The organism is Polaromonas sp. (assembly GCF_016185115.1).
In the GTDB taxonomy this organism is placed as follows: domain Bacteria; phylum Pseudomonadota; class Gammaproteobacteria; order Burkholderiales; family Burkholderiaceae_C; genus Polaromonas.
Window position 1 is genome coordinate 189,363 of the sequence record NZ_JACPOF010000020.1, and the last position, 24,875, is coordinate 214,237.

Consider the following 24,875-nt stretch of genomic DNA (forward strand, 5'->3'; position numbering starts at 1 on the left):
CCTGTGCCAGAGCCCTTGCGAGCCTAGCGTGTGTACCCGGTGCAGACGCCGGCGTTGACTGCCCCCTTGCACTCGATCTTGAGCCTGGCCCGGCGCTCCGCACGGGTTTCTTCCGAACCCGGCATGAACTTCACCCTGGCTGACTTTGGCTTGTCGGCCTTTTTCTTTTTGGCGGCAGGCTGGGCCGGTGGTACGTCGGCTTCTGCTGCGAACGCAGCACCAGACATTGCTGCGGCGATCAGTACGCTGAAAAGCCCGAGCCGAACGCGCTGGAGCACGGATTTCTGATTCATATTTCCTCCCTGTCTTTTTGGAAACCAGCGGCTCTTGATGGCCGCATCACGACTACGCTCAGGCTTCAGGCCTGATCACTGGAATTTCGGATCGCCGTAAAACTCATCATCCGGCGGCGTATCAACCGGCATACGAAAACTCTCGCTGGCCCAGGCGCCGAGGTCCATGTTCTTGCAACGCTCGCTGCAAAAGGGACGAAACGCATTGCTGGGGGCATAAATGCTTTTGCCCTTGCAGGCAGGGCACACCACAATTTTCGGGGCTGGCTGATCTGGTGTCATGGCTGGCTTCATGATTTGCAGATGGTGATAAATACCTGGCTGGACAAGGGCTGCAGGCCCATCAGTTCAGGAGCAGAGCGTCAGTTCAAAAGAGGCGTCATCGGTCGAAGCATGCAGGCGGTCATCGCCTTCATGGCGCATGAGGCGCACTGACACCATCAGGCGGTTGCCGCTGATCTCGGGAATCAGGCCCAGCGACGGGTCCATGCGCAGGCGCAGCAACTGGAAAGTACGCCCCTGCGGCAGGTTTTGCTGGTACTGGCCGGCGGCCGCCATCACTTTTTGCGCGGCACCGGAGTCGCGGAGCAGCTGCAGCAACAGTCGAATCGATTCAGCGAGGGGCACAAGCGTCGAGATCCAGCGCTGCAGGTCCTGCTGTCGCCGGGAGACATCAAAGTGTTGCCACGCAAAGTAGGCGGGCAAATCAAACTCACAGGTACCGCCGGGAATGCCGACGCGGCTGCGTATGCTCATCAGCCAGTCGTTTTCGGTCAGCGTCTGGCCCGCCTTGCCCGCCAGGCCATTCAACGCCGAAAAACAGCCTTCAAGCTGCGCGGTCACGTCATCCAGCACGGCTTCAGCAATGGCCGGGTTGCCGCGGTAGCTGTTGAGTATCTGCTTCTGCTTTTCAAGATCTTTCAGCACGTCCATTTTCAGGTCGGCACGCGCGGCGACGTCCATCACTTCAAAGATCGTGGTGATGGCGTAGTGATGGTCGGTGGGGGTGTCCCTTGCTGCCAGTTCCCCAAGACGGTGGAAGAGGTGCTCAAGCCGCAGGTAAGTGCGTATGCGTTCGTTGAAGGGATACTCGTAAAGGATCACGGCACTGTCTTTATCGGCTCATTGAGGGATGTCTGCGCATCATAGCCCGAAGCTGCGTGAAATCTGCCCAACCGCCAGCTCCAGTTCTTCGAGCGACAGGCCATCGTTGTAGATGCAGATGTCAGCTGCCGCACGCCGCGCAGCGCGGGTAGCCTGCCCGGCCATCACCTTCTGCACGGCCTCCGGTGTCCAGCCGTTACGCGCAATGACCCGCGCGACCTGGGTGGCTTCACTGCAATCAACGACCAGCACCTTGTCCAGTTGCTGGCGCCAGCGGCCTGACTCGACCAGCAGCGGAATGTCAAAGAGCACGCAGGCACTGCCCCTGCGCATGGCCTGCTCTGCCTGACGCAATGATTCCAGACCTACCATCGGATGAATAATGGCTTCAAGCTGAAGGCGTGCTGCGGGATTGTCAAACACCAGTTGCCGGATGAAGTCACGGTCCATGGCGCCTTCAGGCGTGACGGCCTGCGGGCCGAACTGCCTTGCCACCGGCGAGACAGCCGCGCCGCCTGCAGCGGTGACGGCGCGCGAAATGGCATCCGCATCAATCAGCACAGCGCCGCAATCGACAAACATGCGGGCAACGGTACTTTTGCCGCTGCCTATTCCACCGGTCAGCCCGACTCGCACGTCAGCGCATCACAAAAGGAAAGGCAAACGGCAGCAACGCCCGCACCTGTTCCGGGCCTAGCACCAGACAGACCAGTCCGGCGCCCGCGAGGAAAGGGCCAAAGGCGATGGGAATGTCTTTGTTGGCGAGCCGCCCGGCAATCAGCATGGCACTGCCCAGCGCAGTGCCGACGACAGCAGACACCAGCACAATGGCCAGCAGATAGTCGGCGCCCAGCCATGCGCCCAGGGCGGCCAGCAGCTTGAAATCGCCGTAGCCCATGCCCTCCTTGCCCGTGGCCAGGCGATAGAGGTGATAGATGGCCCACAAAATCAGGTAGCCCGCAACAGCGCCCCAGACGCTTGACGCCAGCGGCACCGTCAGGCCCAGCAAGGCCGCGACCAGTCCCAGCCACAGCAGCAGGTAGTTCAGGCTGTCCGGCAGCAACTGGGTATCGAGGTCAATCATGAACTGGCAGATCAGAATGGCCGCAAATGCACACCACGCCGCCGCAGTCCATGTCAGCCCCCAGCGATACGCACACATGCCGAACAGGATACCGGTGACAATTTCCACGAGCGGGTAACGCACGCTGATGCGTTTGCCGCAACCGGCGCATTTGGCCCCAAGCGCCAGGTAACTCAACACCGGTATGTTCTGGTACCAGGCAATGGCAGAGCCGCAGTGGGCGCAGCGCGAACGGGGTTTGGCGATTCCAAGAGGCGGCAATGCATCAAGCGCCTTGCCAGCAGCTTCTGCACTGGTGTAAAGGTGTTGCGGGGGTGCGGTTTTGCCACCAAAAACGAGATCCCACAGCGATACATTGACCCCCATCGCAGGATCGGCGGCCATGAGGTTGTCGCTGGATTCACGCAGCCACTGCCGGTACATGATGAGCGGCGTCCTGTGAATCACCACATTGAGAAAGCTGCCGATCAGCAAGCCAAACACACCTGCGATGCCGGCAAGCATCCAGGCCGACAAGCCAGCCGCCCCTGCCAGCATCAGACGACTTGACCCAGCTTGAAGATGGGCAGGTACATGGCTACCACGATGCCGCCGATCAGGCTGCCAAGAAACACGATGATGATGGGCTCCATCAGGCTGGAAAGGCCGGCCACCATTTCATCAACCTCGGCCTCGTAAAAGTCTGCCGCCTTGCCCAGCATGTGGTCTACAGAACCGGACTCTTCGCCAATAGCACACATCTGAAGCACCATGGTCGGGAACAGGTTGGCGTTGCTCATGGCCGCCGTCAGGCTGGTGCCGGTCGAGACTTCCTGCTGTATCTTCTCGGTCGCATCGGCATACAGCGAATTGCCGGAAGCCCCGCCAACGGAATCAAGCGCTTCAACCAGCGGAACACCGGCCGCAAACATGGTGGACAGCGTACGCGTCCAGCGCGCAATGCATGATTTTTCAATCAGGGCGCCAAAGACAGGTATCTTGAGCATGACCCGGTCCATGACCCGCTGCATCTTCTCGCTGCGCCGCCAGGCCTGGAAGAAGAAGTACAGGCCACCGCCCGTACCGCCAAAAATCAGCCACCAATAGGCTACAAAAAATTCGCTGATGGCAATCACCAGCAGGGTAGGCGCAGGCAAATCGGCACCGAAGGAGGAAAACACCGACTTGAATGCCGGAATCACAAAAATCATGATGACGGCCACCACCACAAATGCGACCACGACTACGGAAATCGGGTACATCAATGCCGACTTGATTTTGGACTTGATGGCTTCTGTTTTCTCCATATAGACCGCAAGCCGGTCAAGGAGGGATTCAAGGATACCGGCGGCCTCACCCGCTTCAACGAGATTGCAGTACAACGCGTTGAAATAAAGCGGATATTTGCGGAAGGCAGCACTCAGGGAAGTACCGGTTTCGACATCGGTACGCACATCATTGAGCAGTTTGGTGACACTGGCATTCGCATTACCCCGACCCACGATATCGAAGGACTGCAGAAGGGGAACGCCAGCCTTCATCATGGTGGCCAGCTGGCGGGTAAAAATCGCGATGTCCTTCGGCTTGATGGACTTGCCGGAGCGCATGCGCCGCCGCTTGATCTTGACAGGCATGACGCCCTGCCTGCGCAGCGCGGCCTGGACCTGGTTTTCGCCGGCTGCCCGGATCTCGCCCCTGACCGCCTTGCCGCCGCGGTCCTTGCCTTCCCATTCGAAAACGAATTCCTGAACACCCTTGGATACTGCTGTTGCCATAAATTTTCTCGTTCAGAGAGCGGGGTTACCGTGAAGCATGACCTTCGCGCACCGTGCCACGCACACGAAACGGCAGGCGTCGTCAGACATTGGTGCAGGCCAGAACTTCCTCGACCGACGTCAAGCCTAGTTTAACTTTATAGAGCCCGGCCTGACGCAGGCTGCGTACCCCCTCGGACTGAGCCTGTGCGGCGATCTCAAGCGCGCTGCCGTCACGCAGGATGATGCGCTGGATTTCTTCAGTAATGGGCATGACCTGGTAAATACCGACGCGCCCCTTGTAGCCGTTTGTACACATCGAGCAACCCACGGGTCGGTAGGGCGCCCATGAACCGTCAACCTCATCATCCGTAAAACCGGCCTCAAGAAGTGTTTCCCGCGGAATATCGTGGGGCTTCTTGCAATTGGGGCACAGGCGCCGGGCCAGGCGCTGCGCGGTGATGAGGATCACGCTGGATGCAATGTTGAAGGGCGCAATGCCCATGTTGCGCATACGTGTCAGGGTGGTAGGCGCATCGTTGGTGTGCAGCGTCGACAGGACCAGGTGACCCGTCTGCGCGGCCTTGATGGAAATGTCGGCGGTTTCGAGATCCCGTATCTCACCCACCATGATGATGTCCGGATCCTGGCGCAGGAAAGCCTTGAGCGCCACCGGAAAAGTCATGCCGGCCTTGTCGTTCATGCTGACCTGGTTCACGCCAGGCAGGGTAATTTCAGCCGGATCCTCTGCCGTGGCGATGTTGACACCGGGCTTGTTCAGGATATTCAGGCAGGTATAGAGTGAAACCGTCTTGCCGGAACCCGTGGGGCCGGTCACCAGCACCATGCCATACGGACGGCTGATCGCATCCATCAACCGGGCTTTTTCCTCGGGCTCATAGCCCAGCGCATCAATGCCCAGCTTGGCGCTGCTCGGGTCAAGAATACGGATGACGATTTTTTCGCCATACATGGTCGGCAAGGTGCTGACCCGGAAATCGATCACCCGGTCCGGCCCGATCTTGAGTTTCATCTTGCCGTCTTGTGGCACCCGTTTTTCGGAGATGTCCAGCTTGGATATCACCTTGATGCGGGCGGCGAGCTTTTCCTTGATGGCCACGGGCGGCGAGGCGATTTCGCGCAACTCGCCATCAACCCGGAAACGGACGCGGTAGGTGTGCTCAAACGGCTCGAAGTGCAGGTCAGATGCCCGCATGCTGAAGGCATCGAGCAGCATTTTCTGCAGAAATTTGACGACCGGCGCGTCTTCGACCTCGGCAACGCTGGTATCGGTGCTTTCGCTCGACATCTCGGCGCTGGACTCATCGAACTCAAAGTCGTCGCCGATGATGCTTTCCATCGCCTCGGCAGCGGTGGTCGTTGATGCCTCCACGAGCTTGGACAGCTTGTCGTATTCGGCAATGACCCAGTCCACGCCCATCTGGGTCGAGAACTTGATTTTTTCCGCCGCTTCCTGGTCGGAGGGGTCCGCCGTTGCAACGATGAGGCGGTTGTTGCGCTTGCTCAGGACAACGATGCGGTAGGTCTGGCAGATCTTTCCGTCCAGCAGCCCCTTGGGCAGCCGCTGTACATCAATGGCGTCAAGGTCAAGCAGGGGCGCGGCAAAAGCCGAAGACATGGTGTGGGCGAGATCAGACGCGGAAACCGCGCCGGAGCCCGTCAGTTCGGCAATAAAGCTGGTGCGGCCGCTCTGGGCCTTGCGAAAAATGTCTTCAGCGGCTTTCTGACCCAGTTTTCCCGCCATCACCAGGGCCCGGCCCAGACCGGGTAATGCCATGGAAGGGGCTTCGTTCAGTACGGTTTCAACAGCGGCCATAGTCCTGTAAATCCTGCCCCATCGAGGCAACGGGTAGCATCAAGTAGATATCATCGCCCATCGCGCCATGGGTGTAAATCGAAAATATAAGCTTGCCCCCGCCATGTGGGGAAACCGGCAAAAAGGCAGGATGTGGCACCAAAAGCCCACGAATGCGTTGTGATGGGGAGACCATGAATGGTCGGGGTGAGAGGATTCGAACCTCCGGCCTCTACGTCCCGAACGTAGCGCTCTACCAGGCTAAGCTACACCCCGCGCCGGCACTGGCGCAGCTTGCAAGAGATCAGGAGCGCCGCTCCAGCAATTGCGAGGCCAGTTGCCGTAATGCATTACTGTAAATGTTTTCAGGGAAGGTCCGCAAGGCATCAAGCGCCCTTTGCGCCTCTGCCATGGCGGCGTCCCGGGTTGCGACCAGCGCGCCGGTTTTCTGGACGATTTCAATGATTTCCGCCATTTTTGCCGTGCCACCCGTTTCGATGGCTTCGCGTATGGTGGCCCGCTCTGCCTCGCTTGCCCGCTGCATGGCGATGATGAGCGGCAAGGTTGCCTTTCCCTCACGCAGGTCATCGCCCAGGTTCTTGCCCATTTCAGACACATCGCCGTCGTAGTCGAGCACATCGTCAATCACCTGGAAAGCGGTGCCCAGCGCCTGGCCGTACTCGGCGCAGCCCGCCTCCAGGTCCGGCGACACTTTCGCCAGCAAGGCACCCAGCCGCGCGCTTGCTTCAAAGAGTTTTGCGGTTTTGGACCGGATCACCAGCAGGTAACCCTCCTCGGACAGGGAGGCATCATGCATGTTCATGAGCTGCAGAACCTCGCCCTCCGCAATCACGTTGGTCGCCTCCGCCAGTGTCTGCATGATGCGCATGTCGCCAGCGTCCACCATCATCTGGAAAGCGCGGGAATACAGGAAATCGCCCACCAGCACGCTCGCCGGATTGCCGAAAGCCTCGTTCGCTGTCGCCCTGCCGCGCCTGAGCGTGGATTCATCCACCACGTCGTCGTGCAAAAGCGTGGCAGTGTGGATGAATTCGACGACGGCCGCCAGGTTGAAGCGCTGCTCACCCCTGTAGCCCAAGGCGCCGCAAACCAGCAGCAACAGGGCCGGCCTGAGGCGTTTTCCACCCGCTGCGATGATGTATTGAGACACCTGGCTGACCAGCGGGACTTCGGACTTCAGGCGCTGGCCAATCACCGCGTCCATTCCCTGCATGTCATCGGCGATCAGGGCCAGGGCGGAGGCGGTGCTTGAAGAGTTGACGGACAAGAGGCGTTCCAGACGTTAAATGTGGCCAGATTATAGGAAGGCGGGGCCTTCCCGGCGGGGGGTATGCTGGGCAAAACCGCCCTGACTGGCTATTTTCTGCCTGCCATGCTAGAATCTTGGGCTCTGTGGAAATCCGTCCGCAGAACTCAATTTAAGAGGTCTTACATGTACGCGGTCATAAAAACCGGTGGCAAACAATACAAGGTTGCTACTGGAGAAAAAATTAAAGTAGAACAGATTGCTGCGGACGTAGGCCAAGAGATCGTTATTGACCAGGTATTGGCTGTCGGCACCGGCAGCACTATCACGGTTGGTACGCCCTTGGTGTCCGGCGCTACTGTTACGGTTACTGTCCTTTCCCAGGGCAGGCACGACAAGGTTCGCATCTTCAAGATGCGCCGTCGCAAGCACTACCAGAAACGTCAGGGTCACCGTCAGAACTTCACGGAACTGCAAATCGGCGCCATCGTCGGTTAAGCAGGAACGCACCAAGGAGTATTGAAAAATGGCACAGAAAAAAGGCGGCGGCTCTACGCGAAACGGGCGTGATTCACAACCCAAAATGCTCGGCGTCAAGAAATTTGGCGGCGAGATCATCAGCGCAGGCAGCATCATTGTTCGCCAGCGCGGCACCAGGTTCCACCCTGGCGTGAACGTCGGCGTGGGCAAGGACCACACCCTGTTTGCGCTGGTCGATGGCCAGGTGTCGTTCGCCACCAAGGGCGCACTGAACAAGCACACTGTCAATGTGACCCCGGCGTAAGCTGATCACTTCGATTAAGTCGCTTGACTGAAACGGAGCCCCGACCTGTCGGGGCTTTTTTTTCGTTCTTATCTTTTAAAAAAGCGACGGGCCGCCCCGAGCTCTTTTTACTGACAAATCTGGTAAAAAGTATCGTGCGGAGCGCAGCGTAGCGAAACTTTTTACCAATTTATGAAATTTGTAGACGAAGCCTTTATTGACATTGCCGCAGGCGATGGCGGGGCGGGCTGCGTCTCGTTCAGTCACGAGAAGTACAAGGAATTTGGCGGCCCCAACGGAGGTGATGGCGGTCGCGGCGGCCATGTCTATGCGGTGGCCGACATCAACCTCAACACCCTGGTAGATTTCCGCTTTTCACGCCGCCACGAGGCCCGCAACGGCGGCCATGGCATGGGCTCTGACATGTTTGGCGCCAAGGGCGACGACATCATTCTGAAAATGCCGGTCGGCACCATCATCTCCGATGGCGAAACCGGCGAGGTGCTGTTCGAGCTGCTGGTGCCAGGCGAGGAAATCATGATTGCCAAGGGCGGCGACGGCGGTTTTGGCAACCTGCGTTTCAAGAGTTCGACCAACCGTGCCCCACGCAGCAAAACGCCTGGCTGGCCCGGCGAACGCAAGAGCCTGAAGCTGGAACTGAAAGTGCTGGCTGATGTCGGCCTGCTGGGCATGCCCAATGCGGGCAAATCCACCTTCATCTCGGCAGTGTCCAACGCCCGTCCGCGTATTGCCGACTACCCCTTCACCACGCTGCACCCCAACCTGGGCGTTGTACGCGTCGGGCCCGAGCAGAGCTTTGTCGTGGCCGACCTGCCCGGCCTGATTGAAGGCGCATCCGAAGGTGCAGGCCTGGGTCACCAGTTCCTGCGCCACCTGCAGCGCACACGCCTGCTTTTGCACATCGTTGACCTGGCACCGTTTGACGAGGGCGTGGACCCCGTCGCGCAGGCCAAGGCCATCGTCGGTGAACTCAAGAAATACGACGAGGCGCTGTACAGGAAGCCGCGCTGGCTGGTGCTGAACAAGCTCGACATGATCGACGTCGACAAACGCGCGGCGATCGTCAAGGATTTTGTCAAGCGCTTCAAGTTCAAGGGTCCGGTGTTCGAGATTTCCGCGCTGACGCGCGAGGGCTGCGAGCAGCTGATCAAGACCATTTACAAGCACGTCAAGGAAGTGCAAAAGAGCGAGCAGCCGCCGGAAGACATTGATCCGCGGTTTGTCGAACTGCCACCCGAATAATCGCCAGGCGCCACAAAGGCGCTGCCCAGCAACCAGACAAAGACAGACTCTGTGCCTGCAACGGACAGAAATACCTCCAGCATGTCAGACACCACAAGTTCCAGCGTCCTGCGCAATGCCAAACGCATCGTGGTCAAGGTCGGTTCCAGCCTGGTGACCAACGAAGGCCGCGGGCTCGACTTCAATGCGATTGGCGAATGGTGTACACAACTCGCCGCACTGGTGAAGGACGGGCGCGAAGTCATCATGGTCAGCAGCGGTGCGATTGCCGAAGGCATGAAGCGTCTGGGCTGGGCCAACCGGCCCAAAGCCATCCATGAGCTGCAGGCGGCAGCGGCTGTCGGGCAGATGGGGCTGATACAGGCCTATGAAACCAAGCTGCGCGAAAACGGCATTGGCAGCGCACAGGTGCTGCTCACCCACGCCGACCTTGCAGACCGCGAGCGTTACCTCAACGCACGCTCCACGCTGCTGACCCTGCTGCAACTGGGCGTGGTGCCCGTCATCAATGAAAACGACACCGTCGTGATCGATGAAATCAAGTTTGGCGACAACGACACGCTGGGTTCGCTGGTGGCCAACCTGGTGGAGGCCGATGCGCTCATCATCCTGACCGACCAGCGCGGCCTCTACACCGCCGACCCGCGCAAAAACCCCGATGCAAAATTTGTCGATGTCGCCAAAGCCGGTGACCCGGCGCTCGAGGCCATGGCCGGCGGTGTCGGCTCCAGCATAGGCAGCGGCGGCATGATCACCAAGATTCTTGCAGCAAAACGTGCGGCAGGCTCCGGCGCATCAACCGTGATCGCCTGGGGCCGCGAGCCACAGGCCCTGATACGCCTGACGCAAGGCGAAGCCATAGGCACCCTGCTGGTGGCGCAAACCCAGAAGAACCAGGCCCGCAAGCAATGGATCGCCGATCACCTGCAGATGCGTGGCTCGGTCACGGTCGATGCGGGCGCAGTCAGCAAGGTGCGTGATGAAGGCAAAAGCCTTCTGCCGATTGGCATGACGGCGGTGCAGGGCGAGTTTTCGCGCGGCGACGTGATTGCCGTGCGGGATGCCGAGGGTGTGGAGATTGCGCGAGGTCTCGCCAACTATTCGAGCTCGGAAGCCCGGCTGATTTGCCGCAAGGCTTCTTCAGAGTTTGAAAAGCTGCTGGGCTACACCGGCGAGGCTGAAATGTTGCACCGGACCAACCTGGTGCTTACCCGCTAAGGCTGCTGGCCACGCCAGCAAGCGCTACTGGTCGCGGTAGAGATGGCGGTTTTTGACCTTGGTGATGATCTCGCCTACCGAGCCTGCCGTTGCGCGTGCATCGCATGCGCCGGCTTTTGCAAACGCAAGCGCGTGACGTGAGGGCAGAGGATCAAACACCGACTGCCACTGCGGATTGCTCGTCGGCTGCCATTTGCCCACCACCTCGCGCGCATAGACTTTCACTTCGCCGGTAACGCAGTGAATGCCTTCATACACCACGTTCTTCACGCCGCTGGGGCTTGTGGCCACCATCACGTAACGGACGACACCGTCGGCGTTGGAAATGGTGATGGTCGCCGGGTCCACGCCATAGATCAGTGACGAATTACCGGCGACTTCAAACGTCACAAGTTTGCGGACATCGTAGGCAGGCGGTGGAGGAACTTCGGTTTCCTTCCAGTCGGGGTTGTCCTGGAAGAACTGGGCATGGCCGGACGCCGGCGCAAGCAGAGTCACGGCCAGCAGCATGGCCGGAAGCGCCGCAGCAGACGCCTTGAAAACCGATTTGAATCTCATCATTCTTTCCTGGGGGTATCCGGACCAAGGCTGGTTTTCGGATCAGGTTCAAAAGTAGCGCCGGGCGGCAACTCGAAAGAGGCGCCTGGGCGGCCCGCGTTGTCAGAACCATAAGGCGAAGACGGGTCGCGTGGATGCGCGTTGCCCCTGAGATAGCGGTTGCGATGGTCAGGCCTGTGGTCAAGCCTCGGTACAAAACGCGCGAGCTCGGTCAGGGCCATTTCATAAACGCCACGCTTGAATTCAACCACGACATCAAGCGGAACCCAGTAATCGTTCCAGCGCCATGCGTCGAATTCAGGGTGGTCGGTGGCACGCAGGTTCAAATCCCAGTCGTGACCAACCAGCTGGAGCAGAAACCAGATCTGTTTCTGCCCCTTGTAGTGTCCGCGCGCATCGCGGCGGATGAACCGGTCAGGCACCTCATAGCGCAACCAGTCTCGGGTTCGGGCCAGCACCTGTACGTGCTGTGGAAACAATCCCACCTCTTCATGCAGCTCACGGAACATGGCCTGCTCGGGATTTTCGCCCCGGTCAATGCCACCCTGCGGAAATTGCCACGAGTGGGTACGGATACGTTTGCCCCAAAATACCTGACTTCTCTGGTTGAGCAAGATGATGCCGACGTTGGGCCTAAAGCCGTCCCGGTCAAGCATAATCAAACCTCAAATTTTTTAAACTGAGTCCATTATGCACAGCGAAGGCGCTACAGCCAAGCTGCCGCAAGGGCTCCGGCCCGCATCCCGCGCCGTTCCAACCCCGAATTCCAGAAAAAACGCACATGAAAGCCTCGCAGTTCTTCATTTCCACCCTCAAGGAAGCTCCCGCAGACGCAGAGATCGTCAGCCACCAGCTCATGATGCGTGCCGGCATGATCAAAAAGCTGGGCGCCGGCATCTACAACTACATGCCCATGGGCCTGCGCGTGATACGCAAGGTTGAGGCCATCGTCCGCGAGGAAATGAACCGCGCCGGCGCCGTTGAAATGACCATGCCCGTCATACAGCCGGCAGAGCTCTGGCAGGAAACCGGCCGCTTTGAAAAAATGGGCCCCGAGCTGCTGCGCATCAAGGACCGCCACGGCCGCGACTTTGTGGTGCAGCCGACCAGCGAGGAGGTCATCACCGACGTGATGCGCCAGGACATCAAGAGCTACAAGCAGCTGCCGAAAAACCTGTACCAGATCCAGACCAAGTTCCGCGACGAGCGCCGCCCGCGCTTTGGCCTGATGCGCGGACGCGAATTCATCATGAAGGACGCCTACAGCTTCGACCGCGACCAGACCGCCGCCAAGGTGAGCTACCAGGTCATGGCCGCCGCCTACCGCCGCATCTTTGACCGCTTTGGCCTGACCTACCGCGCTGTCGCCGCCGACAGCGGCGCCATAGGCGGCGACCTGAGCGAAGAGTTCCAGGTGATTGCCGCGACCGGCGAAGACGCCATCGTTTACTGCCCCGGCAGCGATTACGCCGCCAACATGGAAAAAGCCGAAGCCCTGCCGCCTCAGGATGAGCGCAAGGCGGCTTCACAGCCCCTGACCAAAACCGCCACGCCGGGCCAGGCGACCTGCGCCGATGTGGCCGAGCTGCTCTCCATCCCGCTGCAGTCCACCGTGAAGTCGCTGGTGCTGGCGACCGACGAGCTCGATGAGGCCGGCAAGGTCAAGAAGACGCAGGTCTGGCTGTTGCTGCTGCGCGGCGACCATGACATGAATGAAGTCAAGGTCGGCAAGGTGCCCGGCCTGGCCGGTTTCCGCTTTGCCACCTTGCCCGAGATTGAAGAACACTTCGGTTGCAAGCCGGGTTACCTCGGCCCCCTGAATTTGAAGAAGCCCGTGAAGCTTGTCGTCGACCGCGAAGTCGCCGTCATGGCCGACTGGGTCTGCGGGGCCAACGAGATCGACTTCCACACCACCGGCGTGAACTGGGGCCGCGACCTGCCCGAGCCTGAACTGGTGGCCGATCTGCGTAACGTCGTTGCGGGCGACCCGTCGCCCGACGGCAAGGGTGCGCTGGCCATTGAGCGCGGCATCGAGGTTGGCCATGTGTTCTACCTCGGCACCAAATACAGCCAGGCCATGAACGCGACCTTCCTCGGTGAAAACGGCAAGCCGCAGTTTCTGGAGATGGGCTGCTACGGCATAGGCATCACGCGCCTGCCGGCCGCTGCCATCGAACAGAACCACGACGCCAAGGGCATCATCTGGCCCGACGCGATTGCGCCCTTCACGATCGTGCTCTGCCCCATCAGCCCGGACCGCTTTCCCGAGGTCAAGGCGGCTTCAGACAAGCTCTACGCAGGGCTGATCGCCGCAGGTGTGGACGTGATGCTGGACGACCGCAACGAGCGCCCGGGCGCCATGTTTGCCGACTGGGAACTGATAGGCGTGCCGCACCGCGTGACCATAGGCGACCGCGCGTTGAAAGAAGGCCAGCTTGAATACCAGCACCGCCGAGATGCGGAGTCGACCAAGGTCGATGCTGCTGGCGCGCTTGAATTCCTCAAGGCAAAACTCGGTATTTAGTCTCTTGCAACTTCCATGCAGCCAGACCACGCGCACGACACCAGCACCGGGCCACAGACAAGAAGGGCCTGCCTGCTGACCTCGTCTGCGCTGCTGGGCTCGCTGCTCTTGCCGCAGCAGGCGCATGCGGGCGGGCAGCTGGAAGAGCCGATGATCGACTCGGTGCGCACGGCGCTCAGCTCTGCCATCGCCAGCCAGGCGCCGCCCGTGCCCGAGTTCAAGGACACCGAAAGCCGCCTCGCCTACCTGCGCTGGCTGGGCGCGATGAGCGACCGTCTCAAAAAGAAAAAACCCGAGTGGCAGATCCGCAAGGAGTTTCTGCAGACCGTCTGGTACGAAAGCAAGCGCGCCGCGCTGGACACCACGCTGGTGCTGGGCCTGATCCAGGTCGAAAGCAACTTCCGCAAATTTGCCGTCAGCCCGGTGGGAGCGCGGGGCTACATGCAGGTCATGCCCTTCTGGACGCGGGTGATAGGCGATGGCGACGCGAGCAAGCTCTTTCACATGCAGACCAACCTGCGTTTTGGCTGCGTGATCCTGCGCCACTACCTGGATCGCGAAAAGGGCGACCTCTTCATGGGGCTGGGCCGCTACAACGGCTCGCGCGGCAAGGCACCCTACCCCAACGCCGTGCTGGGTGCCAGCACCAACTGGGAATTCAAGGGCTGAGCGGGCGCGCACCTTGACCTGCGCCTTCGCATATTCACCTGCGCCATGAGCCTGTCCAGAATCACCCGCCTGCTCTGCAGCTTTGTCGCAGCAGCCGTTTTCTGCAGCCAGCCGGTCACCGCCAGCGCGGCCGAATTCTCACTGCTGCCCGAAGGCACGTTCGGGCCTGTGGCCATCGGCGTCACGGGTGAGATCAGGGACGGCGACTTCGAGAAGTTCAGGACTTTTTTGCTGCAACCCGGCAACCTCAAGGCCTATACCAATTACATCTGGCTGGACTCCCAGGGCGGCAATGTCATCGAGGCCATGAAGTTTGCCGAGCTGTTTGAAAAAAGCACGGCAAGCGTGGTGGTGGGGTCAGAATCGCGGTGCTACAGCGCCTGCTTTCTGCTGTTTGCCGGCGGCAGTGACCGGGTGCTCTACCCGTTTGCCGAGCTTGGCGTGCACCGGATTGCCGCCAAAGACCCCGGCATCAGTGAGGCCACACGCACCCAGTTGCTGCAGGCTGTCAGCAGCAAGGTCTACGGCTACCTGATGGCCCAGGGTATGCCACAGGCTGTGCTTGACGAGATGCGGGACACACCCGCCTCCAGCATGTTCATCATCGACAGGCAGATGCTCAGGCGCAAGGGCTGGAACCGCAGCATGCTGATGCAGCCGGCCTTCCTCGACTTGGTGGAAAAAGCCTGCGGCCCCCACCCGGAGCCGGAGAAATCACTGTTCGAGTATCAGCGCGACGACACCGCCCGTGAACGCATGAAACCCTGGACGGCCTGCAAACTGGACCTGCAGGCCCAAACCACCCGCCGCTTTGTGCAAGCCGAACTCGCACTGGTCGAGGCCGGCAAGCCCTCGCTGATGTTTGCGGCGGGCAAGGCGAAAGAAGCCGCCACAGCCGCCAGCGCATTGAAATAAGGGTGCAACGGCAGTTTTTTAACGTATACGTTAAAAATTTCCAAAAAGTTAATATAGGTATTAACATCTCGGACTGGTACCGGCTTTTTGGCGCTGAAAAGCCCAAAAAAAGCTCAAAAATGAGCGTTTTCGGGTGCCAAATATGGTTGTAGCCCAATAAATACGCACGTGAGCAGCTATGAAAACCATAGCAATTTGACGCTCGTCACGACTGTCCGATGAGAAAATTACCGTGCGGCATCCCCTTGCCCACCGCCGCCACAACCGTTTCATCCTTCAGGCCGACGCCCGACAGCTGCCGCGCCTGCATCTGCGTGATCAGGTAGTGCACTTTCGCCGCAGCCTCGTCCCACGGCAGGCCCGCCGGGCGGATGTTGGAGACGCAGTTGCGGCTGGCGTCGGTCAGGCCCACACGCGGGGCCCAGGTGAGGTAGGCGCCCATGCTGTCGGGTGAGCTCAGGCCCGGCCGCTCGCCAATCAGCAGCAGTACCAGCCGCGCACCCAGCAGCTCGCCAACTTCATCGCCTATCGCGACGCGGCCCTGCTGAACGATGACGGGTCGTGCAGTGGGCACCCCATCCCCCAGCAAACTGCCCAGTGCGACCAGGAACGGCACGGCGTTTTGCGCTACAGCCAGGGACGACAGGCCGTCGGCGATGACCACAGCGATGTCACAGCCGCCTCCCTGCACACTCCCCTGCATCAAGGCCATGGCCTTCAGGCGCTCACGCGACGGGGCATCCAGGCGCCTGCCCAGGTCGGGGCGCTGCAGGTATTCCAGCCGGTCGGTCACCTCACTGTGCAGCACACATGCTTCAGCTGCCTTGGTCCATGTCCTGCAGCAGCTGCGGCACATCCAGCGCCTGATGCACGGCGTCACGCGCCTGCGCATGGGCGAGCTGGAAGGCGAGTTGCGGCTGTGTCGGCAAACTCGCGCCAGTGCGGCCCAGCGCAATGCGGGCATCGGTGAACTGGCGAAGCTGGCCCCATGGGTTGGTGATGACGGGTGGCTTTGGAGAAGTCATGCCTGACCAAGCCTTTTGATGGACTCAAGAAACGTGGGAGGCAAATCTTCCGTCAGTTGCATGTGTCGGCTACCGCCAGTGGTGATCTGCATTTTCTCCAGCCAGGCCTCAAACTCCGGAGCAGGCCGCAGCCCCAACGCCCGGCGCGCATACAGCGCATCGTGGAAAGACGTGGTCTGGTAATTGAGCATGATGTCGTCCGAGCCCGGCACGCCCATGACAAAGGTGCAACCCGCCACGCCCAGCAGGGTCAGCAGCACGTCCATGTCGTTCTGGTCGGCTTCTGCATGGTTGGTGTAGCAGACATCGCAGCCCATGGGCAGGCCCAGCAGCTTGCCGCAGAAATGGTCTTCAAGCCCGGCGCGGATGATCTGCTTGCCGTCGTACAGATATTCAGGACCGATAAAACCCACCACACTGTTCACCAGCAGGGGCCTGAAGTGCCGGGCCACGGCATAGGCCCGCACCTCGCAGGTTTGCTGGTCCAGCCCATGGTTGGCACTGGCCGAGAGCGCACTGCCCTGCCCGGTTTCGAAATACATCACGTTGCTGCCGACCGTGCCGCGTTTGAGTGACTGCGCCGCATCGTGTGCCTCGGCCAGCAGCTTGATGTCAATGCCAAAACTGCGATTGGCGGCTTCCGTGCCGGCGATGGACTGAAAAACAAGGTCCACCGGCGCGCCACGGTTGATGGCCTCAATCGTGTTGGTCACATGCGTGAGCACGCAGGACTGCGCGGGGATGCCGTAGTGCCGGATGATCTCGTCCATCATGCCGACCAGTTTGACGACCTGCGGCACGTTGTCGGTGGCAGGGTTGATGCCGAAGACTGCATCACCGCTGCCATAGAGCAGGCCGTCGAGCAGGCTGGCTGCAATGCCTGCTGCATCGTCGGTCGGGTGGTTGGGCTGCAGGCGCGTCGACAGCCGGCCGGGCAGGCCTATGGTGTTTCTGAATGCCGTGACGACGCGGCATTTCTGCGCGGCAAGAATCAGGTCCTGGTTGCGCATCAGCTTGCTGACGGCGGCGGCCATTTCGGGTGTGATGCCGGGCGCTACTGCGGTCAGTACAGCGCCGTCCACGCCATCGCTCAGCAGCCAGTTGCGGAAGTCGCCTACCGTGAGGTGGCTGATGGGCGCGAACGCCGCTGCGTCATGACTGTCGATGATGAGGCGGGTGACCTCGTCGTCCTCATAGGGCACGACGGCCTCATTGAGGAAGGTGGCCAGGGGCAAATCGGCCAGCGCCATCTGCGCGACGACGCGCTGCTCGTCGGTGGCGGCAGCAACACCGGCCAGCACATCGCCAGAGCGCAGCGGCGTGGCTTTGGCCAGCAGGTCTTTCAGGTCATGAAAGCTCCAGGTGGATGTACCGGCGGTGTGGGTGAATCTGGCGCTGGGCATGACGCATCTTGTGCACTTTTCATGCCGGGCGCAATCGGTCGCTGCTTACATGCGGCAAAAAACTCAGCCCAATGTGGCTCCGGCAAATTCGCGCTCTGCGGCAAACCAGTCCAGCACGGGGATGGCACCGGGAAGCACCGGCTGCACTTTCACGGGCAGCGACTGCCATGCAAAGGATTGCCCTTCGCGCATCTGCAGCTCGCCAGACCACTCGAAGACCTTGCAGAAATGCAGTTTGACCAGGGCGTGCGGGTAATCGACCATCTCGATCTTCCAGTCGTGCACGGCACCTATGGTGATGCCGACTTCTTCCTGCAGCTCACGGCGCAGCGCCTGCTCCACCGTCTCACCGGCTTCGAGCTTGCCGCCCGGAAATTCCCAATAGCCTTCGTAGACCTTGCCTGCGGGACGGGAGGTCAGCAGGAAGTCACCATTGGGCTGCAGCAGCACACCGACGGCCACATCCACGACCTTGCGGTCCTTGCCGGCTTCCACGCCTTCTCGCGGCCTGTCGCCGTGGGCTATGAGCACCGACACGTCAGTAGTCCTGCGATTTTTCTGAGGGGTCGCGGGCAACGTAGTCGGCCACCGGCGTGATCGCAGGCTTTACAGCCGTCTCACGACCCGCATAGTCACGCGCAAACTGGTAGGCCACACGGCCGCTGCGCGAACCGCGTTCCAGCGCCCAGACCAGCGATTCAGGCCGCGCAGCCGCCATCGCACTTTCGGGCACACCGAAAGACGACAGCCACTGCGTGACGATGGTGAGGTATTCGTCCTGGCTGAAGGGGTAAAAACTTACCCACAGGCCGAAGCGCTCTGACAGCGAAATCTTTTCTTCAACAACTTCACCGGGGTGCACTTCACCGTCTTCACTGTGCGTGTAGGTGAGGTTTTCGGTCATGTACTCGGGCAGCAGATGGCGGCGGTTGCTGGTCGCATAGATCAGCACATTGGGCGTTGATGCCGCCACCGAACCATCAAGAATCGACTTCAGCGCCTTGTAGCCGGGCTCGCCTTCTTCAAAGCTCAGGTCATCGCAGAAGACGATGAATTTCTCGGGCAGGCCTGAGACCACATCAACGATATCGGGCAGGTCGGTCAGGTCGGTCTTGTCAACCTCAATCAGGCGCAGGCCTTTGGGCGAATATTCGTTCAGACAGGCCTTGATGAGCGACGACTTGCCGGTGCCGCGCGCGCCGGTCAGCAGCACGTTGTTGGCAGGTTTGCCATTGACGAACTGCTCGGTGTTGCGGCGTATCTTTTCTTTCTGGTCTTCAATCTCCTTCAGATCGCCCAGGCTCATGCTGCCGATGTGGCGCACGGGCTCAAGCGAGCCGTGACCGGAGCTGCGCTTGCGGTAGCGGTAGGCCACGGACGCCGTCCAGTCGGGTGCCGTGAGCGGATGCGGGAGTATGGATTCAATGCGGGTGATCAGCGAATCGAATCGCGTGATCAGCCGTTCAAAATGCTCGTTCATTTTTATTCTTAGCTTCTGTAATCGGCGTTGATCTTCACGTATTCATAGGAGAAATCGCAGGTCCAGACGGTGTCAGTCGCATCGCCACGGCCCAGCACCACACGCACGGTGATCTCGCTTTGTTTCATCACGCGCTGGCCATCGGCTTCGACGTAGCCCGGATGACGGCCGCCATTTTTGGCGACCAGCACATCATCCAGGTACAAATCGATTTTGGTCTGGTCGAGGTCCTCAATGCCGGCGTAACCGACTGCAGCCAGAATGCGGCCGAGGTTGGGGTCGCTGGCAAAAAAAGCAGTCTTGACGAGCGGCGAATGGGCGATGGCATAGGCCACCTTGCGGCACTCCTCGCCAGTCTTGCCGCCTTCGATGACCACGCTGATGAACTTGGTCGCGCCTTCGCCGTCGCGGACTATGGCCTGTGCCAGCTTGCGGGCGATTTCCAGCATGGCCGCGCGCAGGGCCTTGCCTTCTGCGCTGTCCAGCGAGGTGATGGCAGCGTGCTTCGCCTTGTTGGTGGCCATGACCACAAACGAATCGTTGGTGGACGTATCGCCATCAACCGTCACGCGGTTGAACGAACCTTCGGCGAGTTCACGCGCCAGCTGCGCCATGAGCGGCTGCGCCACTGTTGCATCGGTAGCCATGAAGCCCAGCATGGTGGCCATGTTGGGGCGGATCATGCCTGCACCTTTGCTGATGCCGGTAATGGTCACTTCTGCACCGCCAATGTTGACCTTCTTTGAAAAAGCCTTGGCCACGGTGTCGGTGGTCATGATGGCTTCTGCGGCATTGGCCCAGTTGTCTGCTTTTGCGTCAGCAATCGCTGCGGGCAGGCCGGCTTCTATGCGCTCATGCGGCAGCGGCTCCATGATGACGCCGGTTGAAAACGGCAGGATCTGCTCGGGCGCCAGATCCAGGTCTTTTGCCAGCGCAATACAGCTGGCCCTTGCACGCATCAAACCGTCTTCACCGGTGCCGGCGTTGGCATTGCCGGTGTTGATGACCATGGCGCGTATGCCGAAATTTTGTGCCAGATGTTCGCGGCACAGCTGCACGGGTGCGGCGCAAAAGCGGTTCTGCGTAAACACAGCGCCTACCGATGCGCCCTCATCGAGCAACAGGACGGCCAGGTCCTTGCGGTTGGCCTTGCGTATGCCCGCTTCGGTGATGCCCCAGCGCACACCGGGCACTGGATAAAGGTCTGATGCAGGTGTGGCGACGAGATTGACGGGCATGTTTTCCTGACTCCAGAGAGTAGACCAGCAGACTGACAAGTTTTTCCGACGGGCCGCCCCTAGGAAAAAGCGCCCCCTCGGGGGGCAGAGAACTACACGAAGTGAGTGAACGTGGGGGCTAAGTCAATTGTCCGTGGCAGTTCTTGTATTTTTTGCCCGAGCCGCAGGGGCAAGGGTCGTTGCGGCCAACACGCGGCACTTCGCCCGCGGGAATGGCCTGTGCACGGCGAGTCGGCTCGTCTTCCATGACGACTTCCACTTCGCCCGTCTCTGTCGGTGCGGTGTAGGTCACGTTGGCGATATTCTCGGCGCGGTTTTCCATTTCTTCGGCAGCCTGCTCAAGCTGCTCGCCCGACTGGATCTTGACCGTCATCAGCACCTTGGTGACCTCGTTCTTGACGCTGTCGAGCAGCTGGCCGAAGAGCTCGAACGCCTCGCGCTTGTATTCCTGCTTGGGCTGCTTCTGGGCGTAGCCGCGCAGGTGAATACCCTGGCGCAGGTAGTCCAGCGAACTCAGGTGTTCACGCCAGTGCGTGTCTATGCTTTGCAGCAGCACGATGCGTTCAAATTGCAGGAAGTTTTCCTCACCGATTGCGGTGACCTTGTCGTCAAAAGCGGCATTGGCCGCAGCCAGCACTTTTTCAAGGATGTCTTCATCGGTGATGGCGGCCGAGCCTTCGATGTCCTTGCCCAGCGGCAGGTCGATTTGCCATTCATCAAACAGGACTTTCTCAAGCCCCGCAACATCCCACTGCTCTTCCACCGTTTCGGCGGGCACGTACTGGTGCACGAGGTCGGTAAAACAACCTTCACGCAGCGAGGCGATCTGGCCCTGCAGGCTGGCGGCGTCCATGATGTCGTTGCGCTGCTGGTAGATCACCTTGCGCTGGTCGTTGGCAACGTCGTCGTATTCGAGCAGCTGCTTGCGGATGTCGAAGTTGCGCGCTTCAACCTTGCGCTGTGCGGACTCGATGCTGCGCGTGACGATGCCGGCCTCGATGGCCTCACCGTCCGGCATCTTGAGCCGCTCCATGATGGCCTTGACGCGGTCGCCCGCGAAGATGCGCATCAGCGGGTCGTCCAGGCTCAGGTAAAAACGCGACGAGCCAGGGTCGCCCTGACGGCCTGAGCGGCCGCGCAGCTGGTTGTCGATACGGCGCGACTCATGGCGCTCGGTGGCGATGATGCGCAGGCCGCCGAGCGACTTGACCAGTGCATGCTCTTCATCCCACAGCTTGCGCAGGCGGACGATTTCTTTTTCCTTTGCAGCGGCGTCTATGGACTCGTCAGCCTCAACAGCCTCGACCAGCTTTTCAACGTTACCGCCCAGCACAATGTCAGTACCACGGCCTGCCATGTTGGTGGCAATCGTGATCATCTTGGGACGCCCGGCCTGGGCGACGATATCGGCTTCACGCGCATGCTGCTTGGCGTTGAGCACCTGGTGGGGCAGGTTTTCCTTGATCAGCAGCTGGTCGATGATTTCTGAATTTTCAATCGAGGTGGTGCCGACCAGCACGGGCTGGCCGCGCTCGTAACACTCACGGATGTCCTTGATGGCCGCTTCGTATTTCTCACGCGTGGTTTTATAAACGCGATCCAGCTGGTCATCGCGCTTGCTGATGCGGTTGGGCGGGATGACCGTGGTCTCAAGCCCATAGATTTCCGAGAACTCATAAGCTTCGGTATCGGCCGTACCGGTCATGCCGGCCAGCTTGCCGTAGAGGCGGAAATAGTTCTGGAAGGTGATGGATGCCAGCGTCTGGTTCTCTGCCTGGATGGGCACGCCTTCTTTCGCTTCCACGGCCTGGTGCAGGCCATCGCTCCAGCGGCGACCCGTCATCAGGCGGCCGGTGAATTCATCGACGATGACAATCTCGGGGCCTTGCTCGCCGGGCTGCACGACATAGTGCTGGTCGCGGTGATACAGGTTGTTGGCACGCAGCGCCGCATACAGGTGGTGCATCAGCGTGATGTTGGCCGGGTCATACAGCGTGGCGCCTTCGGGGATCAGCCCCAGGTTGAAAAGAATGCGCTCCGCGTTCTCGTGGCCCTGCTCGGTCAAAAAGACCTGGTGGGTTTTTTCGTCCAGCGTGAAGTCGCCCGGCTTGGTCACGCCCTCGCCGGTACGCGGGTCAGCTTCGCCTTCCTGGCGCGTGAGCAAGGGAACCACCTTGTTCATCGCGATATACATCTCGGTGTGGTCTTCAGCCTGACCGCTGATGATGAGCGGTGTGCGCGCCTCGTCGATCAGGATGGAGTCCACCTCGTCAACGATGGCGTAGTTCAGGCCGCGCTGCACGCGGTCTGCCACTTCATACACCATGTTGTCGCGCAGGTAGTCGAAACCGAATTCGTTGTTGGTGCCGTAGGTGATGTCGCTGCGGTAGGCGGCCTGCTTTTCTTCGCGGGGCATGTTGGGCAGGTTGATGCCGACGCTCAGGCCCAGGAAGTTGTAGAGCTTGCCCATCCAGCGTGCATCGCGGTTGGCCAGGTAGTCGTTGACCGTGACGACGTGAACGCCCTTGCCGGTCAGCGCATTGAGGTAGACCGGCAGGGTTGCCGTGAGGGTCTTGCCTTCACCGGTGCGCATTTCGGAAATCTTGCCGTTGTGCAGCGACATGCCGCCCAGCATCTGCACATCGAAGTGCCGCATCTTCATGACACGCTTGCTACCCTCGCGGACCACGGCAAAGGCCTCGGGGAGCACATCATCCAGCGTCTCGCCGGCAGCTACGCGCGTCTTGAACTCTTCTGTCTTCGCACGCAACTGGTCGTCGTCCAGCTTTTCGTATTGCGCTTCCAGCGCATTGATGCGCTCTATGGTTTTACGGTAGGTTTTCAGCAGGCGGTCGTTGCGGCTGCCGAAGATTTTGGTCAGGATATTGGAGGCCATAAATGCGAGGCCGCCCTGCAACCCTCATGGGTTGCAACGCGGCCAAAATCCCTTATTGAATACGGACTGGTACTGCAGTGCTCAGGTATGGGCGCGCACAGTAAAGTTCAACCGTGCGCCAAACCTGCCATTTTACCTGTGACGCCCGTCCTATTTCGGACGGGGCATTTGCGCCGCCTGCACGGGCTGTTTGACAGGGCTGAGAACAGCCATTTTGGTGGCCGGCATGTCGCGGCCCGCCGTCAGGAATTTCTGAGGGTCCTGGAAAACGCCCTGCACCAGCACTTCGAAGTGAAGATGCGGCCCGGTAGACCTGCCCGTGGTGCCGACTTCGGCAATCTTCTGGCCGCGCTTGATCAGGTCACCTTTTTTGACCAGCACCTTTGAAGAATGGGCATATCGTGTGATGAGGTCATTGCCATGGTCAATCTCGACCATATTGCCGTAGGCGGGGTGGTATTCCTGGGTTACCACGATGCCGCCTGCAGCCGCCACTATGGGCGTGCCCGGCTCGGAGGGGAAATCAAGCCCGGTGTGCAGGGCCGAGCGGCCATTGAGGGGGTCAATGCGCCAGCCAAAGGACGAGCCCAGAATGCCGCCGGCAACGGGTTGCTGCGTCGGCACCATGAGCTTTTTGATCTTCTGGTCAAACAGGCGGGACTCCATGACGGTCATCAGGTCGACGCGCTGGTCGGTCAGTTTGTCGAGATCGGCCAGCGTCGCCTGCAGTTCTTCCATGGTCAGTGAGCGGCTGCCAACCAGGGCCCCGCCACTGCCCATGGTGGATTTGATCTCCGCAGGGCTGACGCCCGCCAGCCCCGAGACGCGCTCACCCAACGCCTCAAGCTGCATCATCTTGGCCTGCATCTCGCCCAGCCGTTTGGCCATGACGTCGAGGTTTTCGCGCATGAAACGGTCACGCTGGTCAAATTCGTCCTTGACCATGAGCTTGACGAGCGAGCCAATGACAGGCCAGCCTTCACGCGCGCCTTTGAGGAACACCCAGTGGTACAGGCCCGCAGCCACCAGCATCAGCGCGAATGAGGCCACAAAACCGGCAACCACCAGTTTTGTACCGCTCAGGTAAATCGCCCGGCTCTTCGCCAGCCACGCATCCGTGATAATCAAATGCACTTGTAGTCCCTCGCAAACCAGGCCATTCAGACCAGACTGTCCTCGTGACCCAGAATTCATATCCCGTCAGACCCGCACAACCCGTGAGGTCGGTTACAGCCCATCAGGCCGTTGAAAACTCACCCACGCTCGGGCGACTCGCTGAGCTGGTGAAAGAGTCCAGCGATCGGCTCAAGGCCATACAACCACTTATTCCCGAGGGTCTCAGATCAGCCGTCAAGGCCGGACCCATTGAAGGCGAAACCTGGTGTCTGCTCGTCAGCGGAAACGCTGCTGCTGCAAAACTCCGCCAACTGACGCCGCTTATCCAATCCCGCCTTCTCGGCAAGGGATGGAAGGTTACATCAATTCGGCTCAAGATACTAATAGGCAAAAAGTAGTACATCAAATCTACAACCAAGGTCAAAAAAAGGTTGACACTGGGGCTGGTCGCTATCTTTTAGCTAGCGCAACGTCTTGAGGCAAGCCGTCTGACGCCGCGAACTGAGGGAG

General features: G+C 60.2%; 26 protein-coding genes and 1 tRNA gene. 8 read left to right on the forward strand and 19 right to left on the reverse strand.

Features of this window, described 5'->3' with window-relative positions; genetic code table 11:
* Window positions 1–23 precede the first annotated feature (23 nt).
* From HYX42_RS13840 to HYX42_RS13880, 9 genes are all read right to left on the reverse strand, one after another.
* Window positions 24–293: a hypothetical protein gene (locus HYX42_RS13840; RefSeq protein ID WP_293403957.1), complete on the reverse strand. Its 270-nt coding sequence runs from the start codon at window positions 291–293 to the stop codon at window positions 24–26.
* A 75-nt stretch (window positions 294–368) separates the two neighbouring features.
* Window positions 369–587: a DNA gyrase inhibitor YacG gene (locus HYX42_RS13845; RefSeq protein WP_293403959.1), complete on the reverse strand. Its 219-nt coding sequence runs from the start codon at window positions 585–587 to the stop codon at window positions 369–371.
* A 54-nt stretch (window positions 588–641) separates the two neighbouring features.
* A complete protein-coding gene (zapD, locus tag HYX42_RS13850) occupies window positions 642–1,397 on the reverse strand; it encodes a cell division protein ZapD (protein ID WP_293403961.1) in 756 nt (251 codons plus the stop codon).
* Window positions 1,398–1,436: 39 nt separating this feature from the next.
* Window positions 1,437–2,033, reverse strand: a complete 597-nt coding sequence (gene coaE / locus HYX42_RS13855; protein WP_293403963.1) for a dephospho-CoA kinase — start codon at window positions 2,031–2,033, stop codon at window positions 1,437–1,439.
* A 1-nt stretch (window position 2,034) separates the two neighbouring features.
* Window positions 2,035–2,985, reverse strand: a complete 951-nt coding sequence (locus HYX42_RS13860) for an A24 family peptidase (protein WP_293404543.1) — start codon at window positions 2,983–2,985, stop codon at window positions 2,035–2,037.
* Between the two features lie 32 nt (window positions 2,986–3,017).
* Window positions 3,018–4,235 carry a type II secretion system F family protein gene (locus HYX42_RS13865; protein WP_293403965.1) on the reverse strand — a complete coding sequence of 406 codons (1,218 nt, stop codon included), beginning with the start codon at window positions 4,233–4,235 and terminating at the stop codon, window positions 3,018–3,020.
* An 82-nt stretch (window positions 4,236–4,317) separates the two neighbouring features.
* Window positions 4,318–6,051 (reverse strand): type IV-A pilus assembly ATPase PilB, encoded by a 1,734-nt coding sequence (gene pilB / locus HYX42_RS13870; protein WP_293403967.1) that lies wholly within the window; start codon window positions 6,049–6,051, stop codon window positions 4,318–4,320.
* Window positions 6,052–6,229: 178 nt separating this feature from the next.
* A tRNA-Pro gene (locus HYX42_RS13875) sits at window positions 6,230–6,306 on the reverse strand.
* A 28-nt stretch (window positions 6,307–6,334) separates the two neighbouring features.
* Window positions 6,335–7,318: a polyprenyl synthetase family protein gene (locus HYX42_RS13880; RefSeq protein ID WP_293403969.1), complete on the reverse strand. Its 984-nt coding sequence runs from the start codon at window positions 7,316–7,318 to the stop codon at window positions 6,335–6,337.
* Between the two features lie 165 nt (window positions 7,319–7,483).
* Here HYX42_RS13880 and rplU point away from each other — a divergent pair, with 165 nt between their 5' ends.
* From rplU to proB, 4 genes are all read left to right on the forward strand, one after another.
* Window positions 7,484–7,795, forward strand: coding sequence for a 50S ribosomal protein L21 (gene rplU / locus HYX42_RS13885; RefSeq protein ID WP_077593996.1), 312 nt, complete (start codon window positions 7,484–7,486; stop codon window positions 7,793–7,795).
* Between the two features lie 28 nt (window positions 7,796–7,823).
* Window positions 7,824–8,081, forward strand: a complete 258-nt coding sequence (gene rpmA, locus HYX42_RS13890; RefSeq protein WP_293403975.1) for a 50S ribosomal protein L27 — start codon at window positions 7,824–7,826, stop codon at window positions 8,079–8,081.
* 171 nt (window positions 8,082–8,252) lie between these two features.
* Window positions 8,253–9,323, forward strand: a complete 1,071-nt coding sequence (gene cgtA, locus HYX42_RS13895) for an Obg family GTPase CgtA (RefSeq protein WP_293403977.1) — start codon at window positions 8,253–8,255, stop codon at window positions 9,321–9,323.
* A gap of 81 nt (window positions 9,324–9,404) precedes the next feature.
* On the forward strand, window positions 9,405–10,541 hold the full coding sequence (gene proB / locus HYX42_RS13900; RefSeq protein ID WP_293403979.1) for a glutamate 5-kinase: 1,137 nt from the start codon (window positions 9,405–9,407) through the stop codon (window positions 10,539–10,541).
* A gap of 24 nt (window positions 10,542–10,565) precedes the next feature.
* Here the strand turns inward: proB and HYX42_RS13905 are convergent, their stop codons facing one another.
* Together HYX42_RS13905 and HYX42_RS13910 are read right to left on the reverse strand one after the other, a co-directional pair.
* Window positions 10,566–11,099: a CNP1-like family protein gene (locus HYX42_RS13905; RefSeq protein ID WP_293403980.1), complete on the reverse strand. Its 534-nt coding sequence runs from the start codon at window positions 11,097–11,099 to the stop codon at window positions 10,566–10,568.
* Window positions 11,099–11,755 (reverse strand): RNA pyrophosphohydrolase, encoded by a 657-nt coding sequence (locus tag HYX42_RS13910; RefSeq protein WP_293403982.1) that lies wholly within the window; start codon window positions 11,753–11,755, stop codon window positions 11,099–11,101. Before HYX42_RS13910 ends, HYX42_RS13905 begins: the two co-directional genes overlap by 1 nt.
* A 125-nt stretch (window positions 11,756–11,880) precedes the next feature.
* On the opposite strand from HYX42_RS13910, the gene HYX42_RS13915 reads away from it, so the two are divergent.
* The 3 genes from HYX42_RS13915 to HYX42_RS13925 are packed head-to-tail and all read left to right on the forward strand — an operon-like array spanning window position 11,881 to window position 15,207.
* Window positions 11,881–13,623 carry a proline--tRNA ligase gene (locus HYX42_RS13915; RefSeq protein ID WP_293403984.1) on the forward strand — a complete coding sequence of 581 codons (1,743 nt, stop codon included), beginning with the start codon at window positions 11,881–11,883 and terminating at the stop codon, window positions 13,621–13,623.
* Between the two features lie 15 nt (window positions 13,624–13,638).
* A complete protein-coding gene (locus HYX42_RS13920; protein ID WP_293403986.1) occupies window positions 13,639–14,292 on the forward strand; it encodes a lytic transglycosylase domain-containing protein in 654 nt (217 codons plus the stop codon).
* Between the two features lie 45 nt (window positions 14,293–14,337).
* A complete protein-coding gene (locus tag HYX42_RS13925; RefSeq protein ID WP_293403988.1) occupies window positions 14,338–15,207 on the forward strand; it encodes a hypothetical protein in 870 nt (289 codons plus the stop codon).
* Window positions 15,208–15,412: 205 nt separating this feature from the next.
* On the opposite strand, the gene eutC is transcribed toward HYX42_RS13925, so the two are convergent.
* From eutC to HYX42_RS13960, 8 genes are all read right to left on the reverse strand, one after another.
* Entirely contained in the window at window positions 15,413–16,015 is a 603-nt protein-coding gene (eutC, locus tag HYX42_RS13930) for an ethanolamine ammonia-lyase subunit EutC (protein WP_366931154.1), read from the reverse strand.
* Between the two features lie 7 nt (window positions 16,016–16,022).
* Window positions 16,023–16,232, reverse strand: a complete 210-nt coding sequence (locus tag HYX42_RS23255) for an ethanolamine ammonia-lyase light chain EutC (protein WP_366931155.1) — start codon at window positions 16,230–16,232, stop codon at window positions 16,023–16,025.
* Window positions 16,229–17,635 (reverse strand): ethanolamine ammonia-lyase subunit EutB, encoded by a 1,407-nt coding sequence (locus HYX42_RS13935; RefSeq protein ID WP_293403990.1) that lies wholly within the window; start codon window positions 17,633–17,635, stop codon window positions 16,229–16,231. Before HYX42_RS13935 ends, HYX42_RS23255 begins: the two co-directional genes overlap by 4 nt.
* A 63-nt stretch (window positions 17,636–17,698) precedes the next feature.
* Complete coding sequence (locus HYX42_RS13940) at window positions 17,699–18,172, reverse strand: NUDIX domain-containing protein (RefSeq protein WP_293403992.1); 474 nt, start codon at window positions 18,170–18,172, stop codon at window positions 17,699–17,701.
* 1 nt (window position 18,173) lies between these two features.
* Window positions 18,174–19,115: an ATP-binding protein gene (locus HYX42_RS13945; RefSeq protein ID WP_293403994.1), complete on the reverse strand. Its 942-nt coding sequence runs from the start codon at window positions 19,113–19,115 to the stop codon at window positions 18,174–18,176.
* Window positions 19,116–19,123: 8 nt separating this feature from the next.
* Window positions 19,124–20,353, reverse strand: coding sequence for a bifunctional glutamate N-acetyltransferase/amino-acid acetyltransferase ArgJ (gene argJ, locus HYX42_RS13950; protein WP_293403996.1), 1,230 nt, complete (start codon window positions 20,351–20,353; stop codon window positions 19,124–19,126).
* 118 nt (window positions 20,354–20,471) lie between these two features.
* The gene (secA, locus tag HYX42_RS13955; RefSeq protein WP_293403998.1) at window positions 20,472–23,249 is read right to left on the reverse strand and encodes a preprotein translocase subunit SecA; all 2,778 of its coding nucleotides are present in this window, start codon (window positions 23,247–23,249) and stop codon (window positions 20,472–20,474) included.
* Window positions 23,250–23,399: 150 nt separating this feature from the next.
* Complete coding sequence (locus HYX42_RS13960) at window positions 23,400–24,383, reverse strand: M23 family metallopeptidase (RefSeq protein ID WP_293404000.1); 984 nt, start codon at window positions 24,381–24,383, stop codon at window positions 23,400–23,402.
* 83 nt (window positions 24,384–24,466) lie between these two features.
* On the opposite strand from HYX42_RS13960, the gene HYX42_RS13965 reads away from it, so the two are divergent.
* On the forward strand, window positions 24,467–24,763 hold the full coding sequence (locus HYX42_RS13965) for a hypothetical protein (RefSeq protein WP_293404544.1): 297 nt from the start codon (window positions 24,467–24,469) through the stop codon (window positions 24,761–24,763).
* The last annotated feature ends 112 nt before the right edge of the window (window positions 24,764–24,875 follow it).